We start from the raw sequence: 21,059 nt of genomic DNA, 5'->3' as shown, positions 1-21,059 counted from the left end.
AACCCCATAAGTTCATCTTAAAGATGGACCGATGGGGTTGTATGCCGAAGGCGGCTTCTTAACCGAAGCGGGAAATCAAGTTATGGGAGATAAATCCAGTAAGATTCATCACGGTCAGTAGATGAAATGACATTTTTTAAGAAATAAATCTTGCCCCCATGCAGACAAGTCTGATCGGAGAGGCCAGCAAGTTCACCTGGATATGCTGTGCTTGTGCCGTTATTGGTCAAAAATCTGTAATTACCCCATTTCGCAGGTGTGCTCCAGCCTACGTGGAAAGGTGTCGTCTGCGGGGTTTGTTTGGGTTGACCAATCGTTGTCAGACGTTTTACTTTCATCCCGTCCAGATTCTTAACATTCGGATAATTCACGACATATAGTTCGCTGTTGCCAATCAGATAACGAAGCTTAAGATAAGGCTCGTTGGTCTTGTAGTATACCTTATATCCAGAAACCGTCTGGCCTGCGGTATATGGTTTGCTTGTGTCATACCAATAGCCAATGTCACTGCTTCCAGGACCTTTCTCTTTCGTGGCACCTGTTGAAGGGGTTCCGTGGAATAATGGGAACCATGCGGTTGGATATTGACCAACTGAGGATGAAGCTGTACCAAAGCCTACCTCTGCATAGCCTCCACCAACACCGTCAAACCCAGTATAGAGATATCCTGCCTCACCGTATTTATTTGCTGTTGCAATATCATAGGCAGGGAAAGTGATATCATCTGCGACTGCTCCCGTATAGCTTTTGCTGGCTGAGCTTGCTGGGGTAGTCAAACGGTGAAACGCTCCATCCCCTGATACATTATTCTGAAGATGTATTCCTCCGCCCGGAAGATTAGGGGTGGCTTGAATGGAGACGTCATGGTTAGATGTGAATAACGAATTTCTTTCAGAAGACCCGTCAGTATCTTTCTTCTCTTCAAAAACAAAATCCTTGGTTATGTCTCCACGTTCGGAGTTCTCTGCAGAGACGAATGCTCCATCACTATCGAAATTGACAATAGTCACTTCCGCATTCTGCAGCTTTTCGATATTGTCCTTAAGGGCAGGATCCTGAATGCTATCCAATGAAGCTGTCAAGCCGTTGGCATTTAACGATTGTCTAAGACCCAAAGGCACGTTATGCAGTGCCAACTCGTCCTGGATTGCTTCTTGGATATAGGCACTGAACTTATCGTTCTTGGGCGCTTCAGCATGAGCACTATAAAGCGGCGCAATACTCATAACTAGCAGTGACGATAAGAGAATCTTGGTTTTATTAAACATATAAAACAAGCCTCCCATTCATGTAATGTTAGTTGTCTGCATTTCATGAGGTTATATGAAAGCTGGCCAGCTATTCATAGCAAAACAGGGATATTTTAGAAATATATGTAAATATTTACCTTGTATAAGTCATTCTAGTAATTAATAACAGATTTGTCAATTGAATTTTGCGATTTATAACAAAGTTAATAAATTCCTGAATGCACGGAGGAGTTGATTTATATGTTTCCGCTATTAGAAACTAAGAGATTAATCCTAAGAGAGTTGACTAAGGACGATGCAAAGGACATCTTCTCTTGTTTCTCCAATGAACAGGTAACGCGTTTTTATGGCCAGGACACTTTGCGGAATATGAAGCAGGCCGAAGACTTGGTGGAATTTTTTGCGAATAATTATAAAGAAAAAAGAGGGATACGATGGGGGATTGAGAGGAAGGAAGCCAAGGGAATCATCGGCACCATTGGATTTAATGCTTGGTCTACCAAACATAAGCGGGCCGAAATAGGTTATGAAATTCATCCGGACTACTGGAGACATGGTTATGCTTCTGAGGCGGTGTCCAGAATTATAACGTATGGTTTTGATTCTATGGGTCTGACCCGCATTGGTGCTGTTGTGTTCCCCGACAACACGGCCTCCAGTACTTTGCTGACAAAAATGGGCTTCCAAAAAGAAGGGGTTCTTAGGAACTATATGTATCAAGCTGGCATAGCCTATGATACGGATGTTTATGCATTGCTCCAAGAATGTCAAAATTAAAAATATCCTTATTTAGACGATTTTCGCACTTTTTCTACCCGTGCTAAATCGTTTATAATTATTAGATAGTAGTAGATATTTTAATCCATTAATAATTATAATAGACTATGTAAGGTTACCATTCAGATAGACAAGATGTGTCCTAAGTGGCGGCTTGCTTGTTATTACACCCGGGCAGGAGCGTCATCTCTTTTTTTGCAAATACAGGGATAAGGAAGGTTGTCATGAGCAATTTACAGAAACAAACAGACGTTATCTTAATTGGGGCCGGAGCCATGAGCGCAACTTTGGGAGCATTATTGAAAGAGCTGGTACCGGAATGGGAAATCAAAGTATTTGAGAAGCTTGCATGCGCCGGGGAAGAGAGCTCTAACGAATGGAATAATGCGGGTACGGGGCATGCTGCACTGTGCGAGCTTAACTATACAACCGAAAAACCTGATGGATCCATAGATATTAGCAAAGCTATAAAAATTAATGAACAGTTCCAGATTTCAAGACAGTTCTGGGCTTATCTTGTGAACAGCAACCTGATCCGTAACCCGCAGGACTTTATTATGCCGATCCCTCACATGAGCCTGGTTCAAGGGGACAAGAATGTGGCATTTCTAAAGAAAAGATTTGAAGCGCTATCAAACAATCCGCTGTTTCAAGGAATGGAATATTCCAACGATCCAGATAAACTGGCGGAGTGGATTCCGCTTATTATGGAAGGCCGTACATCGGATGAACCTATTGCTGCGACAAAAATCGACTCTGGGACGGACGTTAACTTTGGTGCTTTAACGCGCATGCTGTTTGATCACCTGCAAAGCAAAGGCGTGCAGGTAAACTATAAGCATAGTGTTAAGAATATTAAGCGCAGCAGCGAGGGCGGATGGCAAGTTAAAGTGCATAATATCGAAAGCGGCACAACCGAGTACCATACTGCGAAATTCGTCTTTATCGGTGGTGGGGGCGGAAGTCTGCCTTTGCTTCAGAAGACCGGCATTCCCGAATCCAAACATATCGGGGGATTCCCGGTAAGCGGTTTGTTCATGGTGTGCAAGAACCCGGAAGTTATAGCTCAGCACCACGCCAAGGTATACGGGAAGGCTAAGGTGGGAGCTCCTCCGATGTCTGTACCGCATTTGGATACCAGATATATTGATCATAAGAAGTCACTGTTGTTCGGGCCGTTCGCTGGTTTTTCACCCAAGTTCTTAAAGACAGGTTCTAATTTTGATTTGATAGGTTCTGTTAAACCGAATAATCTGCTCACCATGTTGGCGGCTGGGGTAAAAGAAATGGGCCTAACCAAATACTTGATCCAGCAGGTTCTGCTCTCGAATGAGAAACGGTTAGAGGAACTGCGCGAGTTCATTCCGACGGCCAAGCTTGAGGATTGGGATATTGTAGTAGCAGGCCAGCGTGTGCAGGTTATCAAAGATACAGAGACAGGCGGGAAAGGAACGCTTCAGTTTGGTACGGAGGTTGTTAGTGCCGCTGATGGCTCGATCGCCGCTCTTCTGGGAGCCTCCCCGGGGGCGTCTACTGCCGTTCATGTCATGCTTGAGGTGTTAGAGAAGTGCTTCCCGCAGCATATGAATGAATGGAAGCCTAAGATTAAGGAAATGATTCCGTCTTATGGCGTGCAATTAGCGCAGAACGCGGAGCTATTCCGGGAAATTCATAATGCTACAGCGCAGTCACTCGGCTTAATCAAGAAAGAGCCGGTCTTTAATTAATCCAAGCATGAAGAATTAGTGGTCTCTACTTCATAGCAAGTTATTAATTAGCGAGTCAAGAGCCTTTGATCAGGTAAAGATCAAAGGTTTTTTTATGCTCCATATTCACTTGGATGTAATCCTTCACTACCCTAAACAATTACACCAACTGATAGGCACCTGCATACGATGACATTGTAGTTGAATTGACATATCGGAAGCGGGGGAGCAACGTGAGTATTCAAATGCCAGGGTACCATCAACAAGTGCTGTATCAAGCTGATCCAAATGTAGTCTATAATCTAAGATCCATACGGGACAGAGTGCACCATATCTGCAGACAACATATGAATCAAATCGTTCGAATTGAGACGATGGATGGTCAAGTGCTGGTGGGAAGGATTGTGAATTGTGATAAGGGGATAATGTACCTGGCTGTGTCTAAGCAGGGGGGATATCGTGCGTTCTTTGGAAGTCCTTTCTCGAGTCCAAGCGACGAACTGATATTGACACTTGTTCTATATGAACTGCTTGTAATCACGCTGCTGTACACCTGAATCAGAAGCAAGAGCCTCAGGAATTCCTGGGGCTCTTGTTTCTTTTTGATATTTACAATGAGGAAGTAAACTTAGAACGTTCTCAGCACGATTACCAGCAAGATGTAAAGAACCAAAATCACCGCTGTGGAAGTGAAAAATGCTCCGTAACCTACATTACCACTCATTTTTATTTCCCTCCCTTAACGTTTTCTACACTCACTATATGCCTCATGGATGATCATGGATTGGTCATTTAACCAGTTCCCGATTTTTAGGAAGATTTTTTTTATAAATGCAAAAAAACGTTGAACAAAACTGCTATATAAAATGAACTTTAGAATTAACCGCGCTCAGTGGAGAGACCGAGTGATTCTGAAGAAGCGGAGCGTCCGAATAATTCAACTAATTTAAATTGTACACATCTTGGTGACATCTTGGTGAAATGACCGTCACATTCATAGATTATATTTCTTCTCAGAAGTCGTTCATTCATGAGGAGGAGCTATGATTAGTCGCAATAAACGAAGAAGGTCCATCAAAGGCATTTATATTCTGCTTATACTATTTGTTGTTTTATTAGGACTCAAATTGACTTGGAGTACCGATTCCTTAACAGGGAAACTGATCTCTAATCTGGCGGAGAGAAAAGAGTCGGCTGTGACCGTATCCCCACCGAAAATTGTAAATAAAACGAAATACCGGATCGTTGTTGATGCTGGCCATGGGGGGAAGGATCCGGGAGCGCCTGGAGCCAGCGGGGGCCATGAGAAGATCTTTAACTTGGCCCTTGCACAGCGGGTATATCAGCTGCTGAAAGAGGAACCGATGTTCGAGCCCCGAATGACCCGAACGGAGGATCAGTTTGTTGAATTGCAGGATCGTGCAGCTATTGCCAATGATTGGAATGCGGATGCACTGATTTCGATCCATGCCAACACGTACAAAGATCCAAAGATCTCCGGGACGGAAACTTTGTATCGCCATAGTGACAGCATCCCCTTGGCAGAGATGATTCAGGAGCAGGTGTCTAAAGCGTTAGGTTTTCCGGACCGCGGGATTAAGATGGAACAGCTCAAAGTCTTGTCGTTATCAAAGATGCCGGCAGTTGTGGCAGAGATAGGGTACATTACCAATCCGGAAGAGGAAGCCATATTGCTGTCAAATAAGGGACAAGATTTGGCGGCTCAAGCGATTGTGGATGGGTTAAAGAATTATTTTGGGCAAAACGGTTCCTCTATCCCGCCCAAAACTGAAGAGTCAAGGCAGATTCAGACACCTCCTGCCCTGAACCAAAATCAATATAAAATTGAAAATAAAGTATATTTCGACGGTTCAGCAAAAGATGGGAAACAGGTAGCCTTTACGTTTGACGACGGTCCTGATACCATCGCGACCCCTAAAATCCTGGACATCTTAAAAGAAAACAAGATCAAAGCAACCTTTTTTATCCTGGGAAACCGGGCCAAATCCCATCCTGAGCTGATCCGCCGCATCGTAGACGAGGGGCATGCAATCGGCAATCACTCCTGGTCCCATCCTAATTTTGACAAGACTCCTATGAATGAAGCCATGAAGGAGATCGAGGACACACAAGACGTGATCGAAGACGCAGCCGGAGTTCGACCAATTCTGTTTCGAGCTCCCTATGGAGCCCTGCCAAAGGATAAATTAAATGCGATCAACAAAATGAACTTAGCGGTAATCGGATGGACGGTAGACACGCTGGATTGGACGGGGGTGTCTTCGAACAAAATTTTGAGCCTGGTCCACAAGCAGTTAAGGCCGGGTGGCATCGTGTTGCAGCATTCGGCCAACGGAAAAAAACATATGGCCAACACGATTGAGGCGCTTCAGCAGATGATTCCTGAGCTTAAAGAAAAAGGGTATACCTTCGTTACGGTTCCGCAGCTGCTGCATCTGCCTGATTCGCAGTCGCAGTAGAGAAGGAATGGGAGTTCAAGTCCTGGAACGGTCGCTTAACTATTCATGTTTTTTGCTTCTGCTATGTGATAAAATCGACTCGAATACAGGCTAAATAATGAATAAGGAACGGAGAACTTCATGACGAAGACGAAAATTCTCATCATTGAGGATGAGGAGCCAATTGCCGATCTGCTTGCTTACGGACTAGCGGCGGAAGGTTTTGAGACCTGGACCGCGTCAAGCGGGGCGCAAGGCATAAGCAGGCTGGAGGAATTTAAGCCTGACCTGCTTCTGCTGGATTGGATGCTTCCGGATCAGAGCGGGCTTGATATATGCAAAAAGGTTACCGCAAACTATAATATTCCCATTGTTATGATTACCGCCAAGTCTGACATTACAGACAAAGTTCTCGGGTTGGAATTTGGTGCAGACGACTATATAACCAAGCCGTTCGATTTGCGCGAAGTTATCGCGCGAATCCGTACTATTCTCCGCAGAGTGGATCAAGCTAACACAGATGAGCGGAGGGACGATAAGGAGAATATCATCCGGTTTAAAGACATCGAAATTGTGGCTGAGGAACGGCTGGTGAAGAAAGGCGGTAATCTGGTTGAATTGACACCCAAAGAATTTGATCTCCTCATGACGTTATGGCGGCATAAGGGTAAGATCTTTACCCGCTCAGAACTGCTTGATTTCGTATGGGGGTATGATTTCGTCGGTGATACCCGGACAGTAGATACCCATATTCAGCGGCTCCGTAAGAAGCTTGACGCAGGTGGCCTGATCACAACCGTATTTGGAATTGGATACAAATTCGAGAAACAGGCGGAAGAAAGATGATTCGGACAATCAGAGCCAAATTTATTGTAGGTTTTTTTCTCATCTTTTCCCTTTCATTTCTGGTCCTCAACCAGACGGTTAAGGAAGTCATCCGGACAAGTAATCAAAGAATTGTTACTTCGGATTTGACTGGGCTCAAAAACAACAGCAACGTCTATGTGCGCCAAGCCTTCCTGATCAATCATTTTACGAATAACAAGCTATATTTCGGCCAAATGGCTGAGGAGATGGTGAATGACTTGAACCATGCCACCGGAAGCAGTGTCAGTGCTTATACGGTGGATGGTGTTTTGTTGTTTTCCTCTGACAAGTTGAAGTTCACCGGGCGGGGGGACGACGATCTCAAACAGGCGATCGCTGGCCGCACCGCGTACAACATCACTTATGATGGTGACCAAGGTGCGGTTTTATTCTCTTATCCGGTTGTCATAGATGGAACGAAGGTAGGCATTTTGCGTTTTGCGAAAGACTTTTCCTTACTCTATGAACAGAGCAAAAGAATATCGGAGATCATCTTCTATATCGCATTAGCGGTCTTTGCCGCGGCATTTCTGTTCTCTTATATTCTGTCCAGACATATCACAGTACCGCTGGTCAAGCTGACCCGGGCTTCCACTGAGGTGAAGAACGGAAATTTAGATGTGCGCATCCATTTCCGCCGGAAAGATGAAATTGGCCGTCTAGCCGTTAATTTCAACGATATGATCAATCGGATTAGCCGCCAGATTTCAACTATTGAGAGTGACCGGGACCGGCTCAAGGAGTTGAACGAACAGGAAAAGCGGTTCTTCGATAATGTGACGCATGAGCTGAAGACGCCATTGACTTCCATTCTAGGTTATGCCGAAATAATCCGGCAGAAAGGGGAAGCTGACCGCGTTTTTTTTGAAAAAGGTATGAATCATATCGTACAGGAGAGTAGACGGCTGCACACTATGGTGCTGAAGCTGCTGGAAGTATCCCGCAGTTCTTCAAATTTTGGCGAGTTTGAGAAGGTGGATTCGGGCCAAATTTTGCATGAAGTTTGTGATTCGATGTCTTTCCGGGCCAAGCGCTACAAGAAGCGGATCGTCTGTGAGGTAGAGGAACATCTGTATGTGAACGGACAAGCGGATCGGCTGCGTCAGCTTTTTATTAATCTCCTTGATAATGCGATCAAATATAGCTCGCCGCAATCCGTGACCTCTGCGAAGGCAGAGCTTCACTCAGGACTCGTGCGCTTTACTTTCACTAATCCGGGCGATCCGGTACCACCTGACCAGATGGAGAAGTTGTTTCAGCCGTTTCATTCGGCAAGCCGTAGGTTGATGGAAGAAGGCAGTGTCGGTCTTGGTCTGAGCATCGCTAAATCGATTGTCGATGACCATGGTGGAAGCATCCGGTTGGTTAGCCAGGAGGGGCAGTTTAAGGTTTACGTGGAGTTACCTTTTCAGAAGGAGGAGGAGTCATCATGATACGCAAACGGCTTGCCATATTGCTGGTGTTAATTTCTATTGTATTCCTCCTCTCTGGATGCAGTTGGGGACCGAAGTCAGAGACAATTGTTATTCCGGGTACTGAAGATGAGCATCTTGCCGATTCTGGCAGCAAGCCGTTTAAAGTTAAAACTATTTATCGTCTCCCGGTAACAGATACAGCTCAATTACTCGGTTGGATTGATTCGGAATCTGTTGTCGGTCTATTTCAGGAGGGAATTGTCACAACCAGGGATATGCAGGACAGCTTGCAGCGGCTTGCGCCTCCTTATAAACAACTCGAAAAAATGCAACGCATGGACAATGACCTTGGGTATTTAAAGTTGTCTCCAAACGGAAAACATATTATCGGGTTTAAAAAAGCGCGTGATGGCTTAGTAGTCAAGTTGATTTCGCTTTCTAACGGAAGTGAGAAAAATATAGCTACCTTAGTACCCCCTGAGGAGCAGCTCTTGACCAAGCTGGAGTGGTCGGATAACAGTAGATACATCTCCTATCTTGTTACAACAGACATTGACACTGTCCCGGGCAGATCTAGTAAGCCTGAAATCAAATATTCACCGATCAAATTAGCCGTATATGACACCATGGCTGATCAAATTAAATATTATCTCCTTAAGGGCCGTCAATTCACATACAGCGTTTCCGGGGCGAAAATGTCGGATGATGGGCAAAGCGTTTTGATAAACTGTGGTCCGAGTGAGCTGAATACCAGCATTGCGATGGGGACAATAGAAGGTACGAGTGTTGAAATCCAATACGAGCATCAGATGGATTCCGAGCAGATGACTTGGCTGAACAAAGATCAGTTTGTATTTCTCGGAACCGAGGGAGTGCTGTATGAATACGACCGGCGGAATAAGGTTCTTACCGTCCTGCTGGAGAGGGTCCTCAGCTTCCAATTATCGCAGGACAGGAAGTATATTGCCTACTCCCAGAAAGACAACGACTCAGTCTCCATCTTTGCAGGAAAGCTTCAAGGAAACAATGTCCTGTACAAAGAATCGGTATATCAAGGTGTCTCTCCGGCAGAAATGTATTGGAGCCTGCAAAATAACAGCCTTCTGGTAATAGGACGAAAAATGTACTCAGCTACCAAGCAGTCCGTGAATTCAGTTCCAAGTCCTGACTCGCCTAATCAGCCTTTTATCATTAGGTTTCAATAGTTCGTCTGGATCAATATAAATATCCACTCAATGCAGCTGATTGAGAATAAAGAGCCATCCCGTGGGATGGCTCTGTTCATTAGTTCGGTACAGAAGCCCGAACTACCTGCACTAATGCTCTATATGTTTTGCCCTGATATTCGGCAGTGATGTAGGTGATCCCGGCACGAACCCCGTTAATATTGCCATCCTTGTCATAGTCAACGATAGCTGGATTCTCGCTCTTGAAGATGGATTGCTTGGTGACGTCATGGATTTTGCCGTCTTTGTCTTTGAATAGAGCGACTGTGTCTATTGAAGTTCCTTCAGTTAAGGAATATTCCTCTGAATCCAGATAGAATGTTCCTTCCGGGTCGGGGTTGCCGCCGCCTGATTTGGTTACTTCAATCGGAAGCTGAGCCGTAAGACCCTGGTAGACGGCATGTATCACGGTGCTGCCCGGTTTAACCCCGGTAATCAAACCTTTGGAGTCCACAGAAGCCGTATTCTCGTCCTCCGAGGTAAAGGATATGGATTCCGTGAGAGCTTTTTCCGTTCCATCGGAATAACGGGCTCTTACCGAGGAGGTTGCTGTCTCGCCGACAGCGATTTGTTTGCTTGTATCTGAGAAGGAGATTCCGGTTAAGACAGGCTCCACCGGTGTGTCTTGACCAGAGGTCTTGGCCACTTTCAGAAGGGTTTGATTGTTTATTTTAACCGCTCCCATCAGTACAAATTTCCCATCTTGTGTTACGGTTCCCTTGTCAAGATTAGATAGATTCGGTTCTGTAAAAAGAATCTTGCCCAGAATCTGTCCGTTGTCATCAAGCTTTAAAGCTGCGACTCTAGTCTCTGTATCTGGGTAATTTCCCGTGCTTTGGGCACCAAGCAAGGTGTATCCTTGGCCATAACGAACGATTTTATGGAAGAACTGACCTTTAGAAGCCTCGAAAGATTTCTCCCAGATTACCTCACCGGTATCATTAATTTTGGTCAAGTAATTTTTGCCATCTCTTGTTCTGCTGGCAATCAAATAACTATCCTCATTTGCTGAAAGGATGGAATACGCTTCACGTCCAATGGGGAGGAGTTTCTTAGTCCATACTTCTTCTCCGTTCGTGCCTAGTTTAGTAACAATAGCCCCGTCATCTTCATTGCTGCCGATAACCGTTTTAACGGTACCCACTGCAATTGAACCGCCATCGGGTGTAGCGATGATGTCATTATAGTTCTGATAGTTGCCGAACCGGTACGTTCTATTCCACAATTGTTGTCCGTGAGCATCGGTCTTAAGCACATAGGCCGAGTCCTCTCCTGAAGCGGATAGGGTATAACCGGTAACTACGAATCCACCATCCTTGGTCTCAGCCACAGCGTCCCCCGACCGATTGGCTCCACCCTCAAACTCGCGCTCCCATTCTACAACACCTTGAGCACTAAGTTTGGCCATGAAAACAACATCACGCGGCCGATCATCATAGTTTCTGGTAGTCCCGCTGACGAGAATTCCGCCGTCTTGGGTCTCTACTACATCATAAGCTTCTGTGTATTCAGACATGCCATGTTGAATCATTTGCTGCCACTGAGTGACACCGGCAGCGTTCAGCTTGAGAATGTAGGCTTTTGAACCTCCGAACATTTCACCCTGAGTGTTGCCAGCTATAATATAGCCCCCGTCAGAGGCAGGGATTATGCTGCGTGCTGTTGTGAAGTACTGATTCTTTCCGTACAGGTAGGACCATTGATCAGGATCTCCATGATTGGGGGTTTCGACTACTTCTACTTTAAGCTGGGCACGATGCCCTTCGTAGACTGCGTTGATCACGGTGTTGCCCGGTTTAATCCCAGTAATGAATCCTCTGGAGTCAACAATAGCTACACGCTCGTTTTCTGAGCTAAGGGATAAGAACTCTTTTATCAATTCTTTGGTTCCATCCGAATAATGCGCATTTACAAGTGCGGCCGTAAGTTCACCAACTCCAATCGTTTTACTGGAATCTGTGAAGCTGATACTTTCCACGGTTGGTTCTCCCGGCTGGTTGTTCACAGCCAGCTTGGTCACCTGTATGAAGGTATTGTTTTTTGCGCCTTTTGTTTCTCCAAGCAGAACAAAACCGCCTTCCCGTGAAACGGTTACACTAACCATCCGTTCAAAATTTTTGACACTAAATGCACTCTGTTTCAGGATCTTTCCGGTATCATCTATATTAAACAGCTCATATTTTCTTTCTTTAACATTCGTGGAACCTTTCTTATATTCTGAGAAGAGGGCATACCCATCATTAGTCCGGACAACTTTCTTGATAAAGCTGTTGTCCGGAGTTGGGTCGAACTTCTTATCCCACAGTACTTTACCATTTGCGTCAATCCGGGTTAGATACTGATCTTGATCCGTGCCTGTGCCGTAGATCATATAACCGCCATCACCGGAGGAAACAATTGAAAATGCCATGCGTAATGAATCAGGTTCAGACAGCTTCTTGGTCCATACTTCTTCCCCGGCCTCGTTCAGTTTCGTGATGATAGCACCCATTTTCGGGTCGTTGTAATGTCTATCATGCTGGGTGCCCACCGCGATGGAACCGCCATCTTGAGTAGCAATAATATCGTAGTAGTCATTCTCGTCGTTAAAACTGAGCTTTTTGAGCCAACTCTGCTGGCCCTTAGCGTCTGTTTTAAGCACAAAACCATATTGAATATCCGGCCAATTCCAGGATTGGCCTGTAACTACAAAGCCGTTATCTTTCGTCTCAGCTATGGACATATCCGTCACACTGAAGTCATGCTCGTAGTCTTTTTCCCATTCCACAGTACCTTGTGGACTGAGTTTGAGTAGAAAGACAGAATTTTTTCCGTGTTCATTTTCAGTCGTCCCACAGACTAGAAACCCGCCGTCCTTAGTCTCAATTGTTTTATCCACCGAAGTGGATTTGTTATTATGCTGAATTTTTTGTTCCCATTGCAGTTTCCCGGAAGAGTCGAGCTTCACAATATAACCCTGTAAATTTGGTGAGATGGTGATGGTACTCGTTACAACATAACCTCCGTCTAAGGTAGAGATCACGTCGCTGCCTCCTACATACCATTGATCCATGCCATACTGCTGTGACCATTCGACCACGGGTCTGCTTATCGCGGAAGATGCGTAACCGTGGCTAGCTGCAATACCTGAGACGAGGGTAAGGCTGAGAAGTGCAACACTTGCTTTACGAATAATAGAACGAAACACGCTTTAACACTCCCTCCATAATTTAAGTGATGATGGCTTATTCTGGAATGCGGATTCTCTTAATCATTATTAAATAATCGGGAGGGGGAGGGAATCCAACCTTTTTCATATATTTGGCAAGTTGCTAACTTAAGTAAGTTTAGAATTTCAGATTTGCAGTGCTTTTTAAGTACAGATCTAGTCAGTTAGTCATACAACCTGTATGCTATGAAGTTCAATTGAGACCATGCCAGTTTAGCAAGCATGGCAAAAAGGGAAGGCCCCATTCAAAGCGAATGTGAACTTCCCTAAATTTGCTGTACCTCTCTTATATGTTCAAGGCGTTATCTTGGTACAGAGTCACGAACAACCTGTACTAACGCTCTGTAGGTCTTGCCCTGATATTCGGCGATGATATAGGTGATGCCTGCACGAATGCCGTTAATGCTCCCGCCCTGATCATAATCGGCGATCGCCGGGTGGTCGCTCTTGAAGGTGGTCGCTTTGGTGACATTATGGATTGTTCCGTCTTTATCTTTGAGGAAAGCAGCCGTATCCAGCGAAGTACCCACAGCTAAGGAGTATTCCTCAGAATCCAGATAGAATATTCCTTCCGTTTCGTTGAGTACTTCGACTTGGAACTGAGCCGTATGCCCCTGATAGTCGGCATGGATTATAGTGCTGCCCGGATTAATACCGGTAATAACACCCTTAGAGTCCACGGTGGCGATATTTCCGTCTTCTGAGGTGAAGGCTACAGAGTTTTTAAGAACCTTTTCGGCTCCATTAGAGTAACTGGCTTTTACGAGGGCTGTTGTTTGTTCTCCGATGACAATCTTTGGGTTCGGATTTGTGACTGAAATTCCGGTCACAACAGGGTTACCAGGTGGATGTTCCGTTCCTGTGCTCTTGGCCGCTTGCAGAGCGGTTTTATCCTCACTGGTTTTAACAGCACCTATGAATACAAATTGCCCATCAGGGGATACGGTACCAACATCAAGACCAGATAAATTAGGCTCTGTAAAATAAAGATTGGCTACAACCTGTCCATGGTCATCAAGCTTTAAAGCTGTGAACTTGGTCTCCCTGTTTGGGTAATCTCCCGTTGTAAGGTTTCCAAGTAGTACGTATCCTTGGCCATAATGGGAGACTGTATAGAAGTTCTGGCCCTCCGAGGCCTCATAAGATTCCTCCCAAATCACTTCACCGGATGCATTAAGCTCGGTTAAATAATTAACACCGTCCGGCGTTCTGCTCGCGATTAAGTAATTATTCTGCTTCGTTGAAATAATAGAATAGGCTTCGCGCCCAATCGGGGCGAACTTCTTGGTCCACAATTCATCTCCGCCTGGGCTCAGCTTAGTAACGATCGCTCTATCATTTTCATTGCTGCCTACATAGGTGTTGATGGTACCGACAGCAATGGAGCCGCCATCCGGTGTGGCTAGGATATCATTGTAGTTCTGGTTGCTTCCGAACCGAAAGCTTTTCTCCCACATAAGCTGTCCATGGGCATCCGTCTTCAGCACGTAAGCTGAGTCTTCACCAGAAATGGAGAGAGTTCCCCCGGTAACCACGAACCCGCCATCGGTAGTCTCGTCCACGGAATATCCCGACTTATTGCCACCCCCATCAAAACCTTTCTCCCATTCCACAAGACCTCGGGCATTGAGCTTGGTCAAGAAGACTTGATTACGTGCTCGCTCATCCTGGATTCTGGTGATCCCGCAGACAACAATCCCGCCGTCCTTAGTCTCAATAGCTTTTAAGGGCAGGGTATATTTAGAGAGGCCGTGCTGAATTTTTTGCTGCCACTCCAGGGTGCCAGCAGCATTCAGCTTAAGGATATAGGCTTTGGTACTTGAGTAAAGTTGGTCCTTGGTGTCCGCTGTTACAATATAACCTCCGTCTGAGGCAGGGACTATGCTCCGTTCCAGGATGTAATATTGGTCTTTCCCGTATTGATATGACCAATGATCGGGATCTCCGTGGTTCGGATTTTCGAACACTTCTACGTTTAGCTGGGCCTTATGGCCTTTAAAGTCCGCATGTATTGTAGTACTGCCAGGCTTAATTCCTGTAATGAATCCTTCGGGATCAACAGCAGCTATCCCGCTGTTATCTGAGGTGAGGGATACAGAATCGATGACGGCCTCTTTGGACCCATCCGAATAATTAGCCATGATGATCGCAGCTGTGTGTTCACCGACAGCCATCGTTTTCCCGGTATCGGCAAAGCTGATTCCCTCCAAGGTGCGTTCTCCCGGCTGACCGTTTGGTCCAGCGAGCTTGGTCACCTGCATAAAGCGATTATAATCGGGACCCTTCACGTCGCCTAACAGTATAAATCCGCCATCCTGTGAAGCGGATAATCCTGTCATGCGATCAAAACCTTTGACGGTAAAATCCATTATGTCCAGGGTTTTCCCGGTATCGTCCAGCTTTAAGAATTCATATCTTCTTTCTTGAACATTAGAGGTATGACTATATTCCGAGAAAAGGGCATAACCTTCTTCAGTTCGAACAACCTTCTTGAAAAAGTCAAAATCCGGTGTTGGATCGAGCTTTTTCTCCCATTTTATATTGCCGCTTGAGTCAATTCTGGTTAGATAATGATCATCTCTGGAAGATTTGCTGTAGATCACAAATCCACCGTCCCCCGACGGGGCGATTGAAGATGCCATGCGCAGGGAATCCGGTGTTGACAGGTTCTTGGTCCAGACCTCATCACCGTCCACACTTAGCTTGGTGATCACAGCGCCTTTATTTGGATCATTAAAGTAGGTGTCGTATTGAGTGCCAACTGCAATTGAGCCGCCATCCGCTGCAGCTATAATATCTGCATAGTACTGCTCATCGCTAAATTTAAGCTGTTTGAGCCATACTTCCTGCCCCTGAGTATCTGCTTTCAGCACAAAAGCATGCTGACCATTCGGCCATCCATAGCTCTCACCCGTAATTACGAAGCTGCCATCTTTCGTCTCAGCCAAGGACAACGAGGATGCACTAAAGCCAAGGTCAAATTCTTTCTCCCACTCCAGAGCTCCCTGGGCCCCCAGCTTAATTAGCAAAATATTGTGCTTCCCGCTTTCACTTTGAGTACTCCCGGTGACTAGAAACCCACCGTCCTTTGTCTCAATGGTTTCATTGGCTGTTGTAAGTTTGCGGTTATCATGCTGAATTTTTTGTTCCCACTGCATCTTTCCGGCAGGGTTCAGCTTCAGAATATAAGAACTTCCAGCTGATGCGCTAAAGTCGCCGGTAACTAGATAACCTCCATTGGATGTAGAGGTGACGTTACGAGCAGCTAAGTATCTCTCATCCATGCCGTACTGGCGGGACCACTCAACTACAGGCTTTTCGGCATTGGAAGAAGCATAACTGTGACCAGCTGCAATACCTGAGGCAAGGGTGAGGCTGAGAAGAGCATAACTGGCTTTACGAAACAGAGTACGATACACTTGTGACACTCCCTTCAAGATTTTGGGGATAGGATTGTCTTGACCAAAGGCTCCTCTCAATTATTCAGTAAGATGAAGAGGATGAATATCCCACCAACATCATAAATTTGGTAAAAAATAGAGTAGGGAGAATGGAACTATACATATGTCTTTTGTACAACTAGATAAAAAGCTATTGACCCTCACACTAATGTCAGGGTTTATAATGAGTTTGTATCGTCCAGGAAGGGAGCGACTTTGATGAAAATAGGGGAACTGTCTGCGTTAACTGGAGTGAGCATCCGCTCGCTGCGCTATTATGAGCAGCAGGGCCTGCTTGTTCCCAGCCGTCAGGAGAATGGTTACAGAGATTATTCGCCACTCGCGGAGGAACAGGTTCGTACCATCCAGTTTTATTTGGGTCTTGGCTTGTCTACGGAAGAGATCGCCGGTTTCCTGCAGTGCGTGCTGAAGAATAAAGAGGCGTTTTGCCGGGAAGTACTGCCAGTCTATCAGCAGAAGCTTGCCGAGATTGATGACCAGATTCATCTGCTGAAGAATATCAGGTCGAATCTCGAGGAGCGCATACGCTCGATCCTGGACGAACGACAAATGGATGGACAGGAGGAAGAACGATGAGTATATTAGCTGTAGATGAAAGAACTTTTGAGGGTAAGGTGCGGGAGCAGGGGGTAACGCTTGTTGAGTTTGGTGCAGTATGGTGCCCTCCGTGCAAGGTTTTGCTTCCGATTCTTGATGAATTGGCAGGGGACTATGGCGAGCGGTTAACCGTGCTAAAAGTAGATTGCGATGAATCACCGTCGGTTGCTGCTGAGTATGGAATCATGTCCATGCCAACGGTCATTGTGTTCCATAACGGGGAGCCTGTCGACAAGCTTGTTGGTTTACGGCCAAAGAATGTGTATGAGTCACTGATTGAGCGGTATCTATAATTAGGTATGAAATAACCCAATTCGATATATAACGGGCAGCCTTAGGTTGCCCGTTTTTTTTGGTAAGGGAAGTACTAAATGCCTTCTGGCAGCGGGATGAATATGGCGTCAGTCCCTGGGATGTTGAGCACATCAGCCAGGCATATTGGCATCTGCGATAGAACCACGAAGCTGTTGAACATCCAGCATTGGAGGTCTTCCGTACATACGGGCATATTCCCGGCTGAATTGTGACGGGCTCTCATAGCCTACGTGGAAGGCCGCGTCTGAAGCTTGCATGCTTTCGGTCAGCATTAAACGCCTGGCCTCCTGTAGACGCACCGTTTTCTGGTATTGCAGCGGACTCATCATCGTGACACGTTTGAAGTGTTTATGAAAGGCCGACGTGCTCAGGTTTACGGATTTCGCCAACTGTTCAATGATAATCGGACGGTCGTACTGCTGGTTTATGTACTGGATGGCTTGAGCGATACTGTTCGCATGACTGCCGGCGATCGCAAATTGATGGATAAGAGCACCATGCTCGCTCTGAAGCACCCGGTACAGGATTTCCCGGATGAGAAGCGGGGCAAGGACCGGAATATCTTCGGGTGTACTGAGCAGCCGCATCAGCCGGATTACAGCTTCCAACAATGCGGGAGATGTCTCGTTAACGGTTATACCCCGGCCGGATTCCGGGGGAATGGAACCTGAATGATGCATCTCTTTGAAGGTGTCCAGGATCACATCGGTGTCGAAGCACAATTTCAGGCTTAAATACGGAATCGCAGGGGATGCTTCGATAATTCGGCCGACAATCGGGAGTTCGACGGAAGTGACCAAATAGGTGGAAGGATCGTACCTATAAACTTCGCCAGCCAGTGCGGCCGTCTTCGCCCCTTGTGCCACGACACAAATGGATGGCTTATATACAGATTCCATCGGTTCCGATGAATCTGTGGCATGCATTAAACTCAGAGAAGGCACAGCTGTCTGATATGTACCGCTGGAGGGAGCGTGCTGACGGATCAGGAGTGTTAATTGCTGCAGCGCTTGCTCCATGTGCAGTGAATTATTTACGGTGTCCATGGTTTCGGACTCCCTTCAGGAAGAGTATGTTCGTATATTTCTTATAATAGCGAGAGTGAAGAGAATTAGGCAAGGATCGAACAGGGATGTTCTAACGGTCAAGAACACTCAATTACTATAATAAATTCGTAAACATAAACAAAGGAGAGAATGAACATGAGTATAAATGAGCAAGTAGCTATTGTCACCGGGGCGTCACGGGGGATCGGACAGCAGATTGCGGTCCAATTGGCACAATCCGGAGTGAAGGTTGTTGTCAATTATTCCTCAAACGCAACTAAAGCGGATGAGGTTGTTAAGACGATTGAGCAGTCTGGCGGCGAAGCGATTGCAATCCGTGCAGACGTTAGTAAAGTGAGTGAGGTGGAAGCATTATTCTCGGAAACACTGGAGCGGTTCGGACGTGTGGACATTCTGATTAATAATGCCGGCATTATGGAAGGTAGAGCCATTGCGGATGTGACAGAAGAAGACTTTGACCGGAACTTCGCGGTCAACGTTAAAGGGACTTATTTTGCATGTCAACAGGCCATGCAGCACATGGCCGAAGGCGGAACAATTATAAATTTTTCTACCTCTGTGGCTGGGGCGATGCTCCCTACATACAGTATTTATGCTGCAACTAAGGGGGCAGTCGAGCAGTTGACCCGTCAATTAGCAAAGGAATTTGGCCCGAGAAACATCGTCATTAATTGCATTGCACCAGGCCAAGTCGCTACCGATCTATTTCTAAATGGGAAGTCAGAGGAGTTAGTTGACTCTTACCGCCGCATGAATGCGTTTGGACGGCTCGGTGAACCGGAGGACATCGCAAATGTCATTGAACTGCTTGTCAGCGGTAAAGCCCGGTGGATTACAGGGCAGACGATTCGCGTAAACGGCGGGTTCAATTGATGGAGCAACCTTTATCTCAAAATTAATGCTTAGGTTGATAACTAAGAGAAGCTGCGATCTTCGCGGCTTTTTTCTGTTTCAGATCCTATTATAGGAATTGTTGAAATTTGATACCTGTCCGAATTATTGATATATTCCCTGAGAACGAATATGTTGTTCGATATTACTTACATACAAAACAGTAAGATATTGGAGGTTGTAACTATGGAAAAAGAGCTGAATAGAGCAGTTGATTTACGCAAGAGTAAGAATTACATAGAATCGAACGAAATTCTTATGAAGCTGGTCCAGGATTTCCCCGATCATGCGTCTATTAACTATCAATGTGCCTGGAGTTTTGACCTGTTAGGAGAGGAAGCGAAAGCAGTACCTTTTTACGAAAATGCCATCCGCTTAGGATTGTCTCCGGGTGAATTAGAAGGAGCTTTGATAGGGTTAGGAAGCACTTATAGGACTTTAGGGAAATATGAGGAGTCTAAAAGGGTATTTCTTAAGGGGATCGAAGCCTTCCCACATAATAGAGCGATCCAAACCTTTTACTCCATGACGCTTTATAACTTGAACGAGCATAGTAAAGCAATGGAGATGTTGTTAAAATGTTTAATCGAAACGACAAAGGATACGAAGATTTTAGGTTATAAAAATGCAATTGAATTCTATTCGGATAAACTAGATGAAGTTTGGGAGTAACGGCGAGACGCCGGGGGTGCCTGAGGCGATGAAGGATAAAGTCATGCATTTGATGATGACCGTGGCGGGTGCAAATTCGCTTATGATCTCCGATTCTTTTGAGCCGGTCTCGTATAATCGCAACGGGGATGATTACCAAATCGTAAGGGGGTGCGGCCCCCTGCCTAGGAGCTGCCTAAGAGGTAAGGGGCAACACGCGGCTCTACACTACCTTAGGTCCATAAGAGCGGGCCAACAGCACACACTGTCCGCTGTCCTTTTTCACACCCGTAACCGAAAAAGATTTGAAATCAAATCCCTCCAAGCTAGCTCCTCTCAGATCAGCCCCAATGCGGTTGATTTCTGCAAAATTCTGATTCATATGCTGGTACATAAGATTCCCTTCGAGGTGTTTGCAAGATGTACATAGACGATTCTAATATAACACGTGTATGTCAAGGCCCGTATAACCGTTACTTAGATGTCAAGTAGTTTATTTGTGTCCAAGATGTGTGTATTATTTTAATATTGCTGTATAGCAACCTAGATTAAAGGGGGTTTTAAATATGAAAATTCTACTGGTGGGTGCTTCAGGAACTTTGGGTACCGCCGTTCACAACGAATTGGGAAAGCGGCATGAGATCATTACTGCCGGACGGAAAGGGGCGGATATTACCGTGGATATGTCTGATCCGGAGAGCATCGTAAATATGTATAAAACGTCTGGCATGGTGGATGCGGTAGTTTGCACTGCCGGTCAGGCTTATTTCGGTTCGCTACAGGAATTAACGCCCGAGTTGAATGAAATCACCATCTCCGGCAAACTTAAGGGTCAGATTAACCTGGTGCTGCTTGGACTCGACTATGTTCGGGATCAGGGCAGTTTCACGCTGACTACCGGTATTATTATGGATAGCCCAATTATTGGAGGCGTCTCATCAGCGATGGCCGGAGGCGCAATCAAGGCTTTTGTGCAGTCGGCCGCCATTGAAATGCCAAGAGGAATCCGCATCAATAATGTAAGCCCGAATGTACTGGAGGAATCGATGGACACCTATGGCCCTTACTTCCCAGGTTTTGAACCCATACCGGCGCGGAGAGCAGCGCTTGCCTTCCAGCGAAGTGTTGAGGGTGCACAAACGGGGCAGACCTATACGGTGTACTAACGG

The 21,059-nt window shown here is 45.8% G+C and carries 18 protein-coding genes; 12 read left to right on the top strand and 6 right to left on the bottom strand.

Annotated elements, in window-relative coordinates; genetic code table 11:
• Window positions 1–80 precede the first annotated feature (80 nt).
• Window positions 81–1,268, bottom strand: a complete 1,188-nt coding sequence (locus tag KJS63_RS17870) for a hypothetical protein (protein ID WP_213620352.1) — start codon at window positions 1,266–1,268, stop codon at window positions 81–83.
• Between the two features lie 222 nt (window positions 1,269–1,490).
• Between KJS63_RS17870 and KJS63_RS17865 the strand changes: the two genes are divergently transcribed.
• The 3 genes from KJS63_RS17865 (at window position 1,491) to KJS63_RS17855 (ending at window position 4,290) form a co-directional block, all read left to right on the top strand.
• Complete coding sequence (locus tag KJS63_RS17865; RefSeq protein ID WP_213620351.1) at window positions 1,491–2,027, top strand: GNAT family N-acetyltransferase; 537 nt, start codon at window positions 1,491–1,493, stop codon at window positions 2,025–2,027.
• Between the two features lie 209 nt (window positions 2,028–2,236).
• Window positions 2,237–3,754, top strand: a complete 1,518-nt coding sequence (locus tag KJS63_RS17860) for a malate:quinone oxidoreductase (RefSeq protein ID WP_280520833.1) — start codon at window positions 2,237–2,239, stop codon at window positions 3,752–3,754.
• A gap of 212 nt (window positions 3,755–3,966) precedes the next feature.
• On the top strand, window positions 3,967–4,290 hold the full coding sequence (locus KJS63_RS17855) for a hypothetical protein (RefSeq protein ID WP_213620349.1): 324 nt from the start codon (window positions 3,967–3,969) through the stop codon (window positions 4,288–4,290).
• 71 nt (window positions 4,291–4,361) lie between these two features.
• Here KJS63_RS17855 and KJS63_RS17850 read toward each other — a convergent pair whose 3' ends face one another.
• Window positions 4,362–4,457 carry a YjcZ family sporulation protein gene (locus KJS63_RS17850; protein ID WP_213620348.1) on the bottom strand — a complete coding sequence of 32 codons (96 nt, stop codon included), beginning with the start codon at window positions 4,455–4,457 and terminating at the stop codon, window positions 4,362–4,364.
• 319 nt (window positions 4,458–4,776) lie between these two features.
• On the opposite strand from KJS63_RS17850, the gene KJS63_RS17845 reads away from it, so the two are divergent.
• From KJS63_RS17845 to KJS63_RS17830, 4 genes are all read left to right on the top strand, one after another.
• Window positions 4,777–6,213, top strand: a complete 1,437-nt coding sequence (locus tag KJS63_RS17845; protein ID WP_213620347.1) for an N-acetylmuramoyl-L-alanine amidase — start codon at window positions 4,777–4,779, stop codon at window positions 6,211–6,213.
• A 120-nt stretch (window positions 6,214–6,333) separates the two neighbouring features.
• Entirely contained in the window at window positions 6,334–7,038 is a 705-nt protein-coding gene (locus KJS63_RS17840; RefSeq protein WP_213620346.1) for a response regulator transcription factor, read from the top strand.
• A complete protein-coding gene (locus KJS63_RS17835) occupies window positions 7,035–8,492 on the top strand; it encodes a sensor histidine kinase (RefSeq protein WP_213620345.1) in 1,458 nt (485 codons plus the stop codon). The genes KJS63_RS17840 and KJS63_RS17835 overlap by 4 nt, the downstream gene beginning before the upstream one ends.
• Window positions 8,489–9,679, top strand: coding sequence for a hypothetical protein (locus tag KJS63_RS17830; RefSeq protein WP_213620344.1), 1,191 nt, complete (start codon window positions 8,489–8,491; stop codon window positions 9,677–9,679). Before KJS63_RS17835 ends, KJS63_RS17830 begins: the two co-directional genes overlap by 4 nt.
• Before the next feature lie 79 nt (window positions 9,680–9,758).
• Here KJS63_RS17830 and KJS63_RS17825 read toward each other — a convergent pair whose 3' ends face one another.
• Together KJS63_RS17825 and KJS63_RS17820 are read right to left on the bottom strand one after the other, a co-directional pair.
• On the bottom strand, window positions 9,759–12,887 hold the full coding sequence (locus tag KJS63_RS17825; protein WP_213620343.1) for an Ig-like domain-containing protein: 3,129 nt from the start codon (window positions 12,885–12,887) through the stop codon (window positions 9,759–9,761).
• A gap of 323 nt (window positions 12,888–13,210) precedes the next feature.
• Window positions 13,211–16,327 (bottom strand): Ig-like domain-containing protein, encoded by a 3,117-nt coding sequence (locus KJS63_RS17820; RefSeq protein WP_213620342.1) that lies wholly within the window; start codon window positions 16,325–16,327, stop codon window positions 13,211–13,213.
• 240 nt (window positions 16,328–16,567) lie between these two features.
• Between KJS63_RS17820 and KJS63_RS17815 the strand changes: the two genes are divergently transcribed.
• Together KJS63_RS17815 and KJS63_RS17810 are read left to right on the top strand one after the other, a co-directional pair.
• Complete coding sequence (locus KJS63_RS17815) at window positions 16,568–16,945, top strand: MerR family transcriptional regulator (protein ID WP_068618249.1); 378 nt, start codon at window positions 16,568–16,570, stop codon at window positions 16,943–16,945.
• Window positions 16,942–17,259 carry a thioredoxin family protein gene (locus tag KJS63_RS17810; protein WP_213620341.1) on the top strand — a complete coding sequence of 106 codons (318 nt, stop codon included), beginning with the start codon at window positions 16,942–16,944 and terminating at the stop codon, window positions 17,257–17,259. Before KJS63_RS17815 ends, KJS63_RS17810 begins: the two co-directional genes overlap by 4 nt.
• Before the next feature lie 132 nt (window positions 17,260–17,391).
• Here KJS63_RS17810 and KJS63_RS17805 read toward each other — a convergent pair whose 3' ends face one another.
• Window positions 17,392–18,327: an AraC family transcriptional regulator gene (locus tag KJS63_RS17805; protein ID WP_244862667.1), complete on the bottom strand. Its 936-nt coding sequence runs from the start codon at window positions 18,325–18,327 to the stop codon at window positions 17,392–17,394.
• Between the two features lie 156 nt (window positions 18,328–18,483).
• Here KJS63_RS17805 and KJS63_RS17800 point away from each other — a divergent pair, with 156 nt between their 5' ends.
• On the top strand, window positions 18,484–19,221 hold the full coding sequence (locus tag KJS63_RS17800) for an SDR family oxidoreductase (RefSeq protein ID WP_068618243.1): 738 nt from the start codon (window positions 18,484–18,486) through the stop codon (window positions 19,219–19,221).
• A 204-nt stretch (window positions 19,222–19,425) separates the two neighbouring features.
• Window positions 19,426–19,911, top strand: a complete 486-nt coding sequence (locus KJS63_RS17795; protein ID WP_213620340.1) for a tetratricopeptide repeat protein — start codon at window positions 19,426–19,428, stop codon at window positions 19,909–19,911.
• 202 nt (window positions 19,912–20,113) lie between these two features.
• On the opposite strand, the gene KJS63_RS17790 is transcribed toward KJS63_RS17795, so the two are convergent.
• Complete coding sequence (locus tag KJS63_RS17790; protein ID WP_213620339.1) at window positions 20,114–20,284, bottom strand: hypothetical protein; 171 nt, start codon at window positions 20,282–20,284, stop codon at window positions 20,114–20,116.
• 172 nt (window positions 20,285–20,456) lie between these two features.
• Here KJS63_RS17790 and KJS63_RS17785 point away from each other — a divergent pair, with 172 nt between their 5' ends.
• Complete coding sequence (locus KJS63_RS17785) at window positions 20,457–21,056, top strand: short chain dehydrogenase (protein WP_213620338.1); 600 nt, start codon at window positions 20,457–20,459, stop codon at window positions 21,054–21,056.
• The last annotated feature ends 3 nt before the right edge of the window (window positions 21,057–21,059 follow it).

The sequence above is a fragment of the Paenibacillus sp. J22TS3 genome (assembly GCF_018403205.1).
Classification (GTDB): Bacteria; Bacillota; Bacilli; order Paenibacillales; family Paenibacillaceae; genus Fontibacillus; species Fontibacillus tuaregi.
This window is presented reverse-complemented; position numbering and strand designations above follow the sequence as displayed.

Coding starts and splice junctions, on each gene's coding strand:
- KJS63_RS17870 (WP_213620352.1), bottom strand. CDS start 1,268: ATGTTTAATAAAACCAAGATTCTCTTATCGTCACTGCTAGTTATGAGT.
- KJS63_RS17865 (WP_213620351.1), top strand. CDS start 1,491: ATGTTTCCGCTATTAGAAACTAAGAGATTAATCCTAAGAGAGTTGACT.
- KJS63_RS17850 (WP_213620348.1), bottom strand. CDS start 4,457: ATGAGTGGTAATGTAGGTTACGGAGCATTTTTCACTTCCACAGCGGTG.
- KJS63_RS17845 (WP_213620347.1), top strand. CDS start 4,777: ATGATTAGTCGCAATAAACGAAGAAGGTCCATCAAAGGCATTTATATT.
- KJS63_RS17840 (WP_213620346.1), top strand. CDS start 6,334: ATGACGAAGACGAAAATTCTCATCATTGAGGATGAGGAGCCAATTGCC.
- KJS63_RS17835 (WP_213620345.1), top strand. CDS start 7,035: ATGATTCGGACAATCAGAGCCAAATTTATTGTAGGTTTTTTTCTCATC.
- KJS63_RS17830 (WP_213620344.1), top strand. CDS start 8,489: ATGATACGCAAACGGCTTGCCATATTGCTGGTGTTAATTTCTATTGTA.
- KJS63_RS17815 (WP_068618249.1), top strand. CDS start 16,568: ATGAAAATAGGGGAACTGTCTGCGTTAACTGGAGTGAGCATCCGCTCG.
- KJS63_RS17810 (WP_213620341.1), top strand. CDS start 16,942: ATGAGTATATTAGCTGTAGATGAAAGAACTTTTGAGGGTAAGGTGCGG.
- KJS63_RS17805 (WP_244862667.1), bottom strand. CDS start 18,327: ATGGACACCGTAAATAATTCACTGCACATGGAGCAAGCGCTGCAGCAA.
- KJS63_RS17800 (WP_068618243.1), top strand. CDS start 18,484: ATGAGTATAAATGAGCAAGTAGCTATTGTCACCGGGGCGTCACGGGGG.
- KJS63_RS17795 (WP_213620340.1), top strand. CDS start 19,426: ATGGAAAAAGAGCTGAATAGAGCAGTTGATTTACGCAAGAGTAAGAAT.
- KJS63_RS17790 (WP_213620339.1), bottom strand. CDS start 20,284: ATGTACCAGCATATGAATCAGAATTTTGCAGAAATCAACCGCATTGGG.
- KJS63_RS17785 (WP_213620338.1), top strand. CDS start 20,457: ATGAAAATTCTACTGGTGGGTGCTTCAGGAACTTTGGGTACCGCCGTT.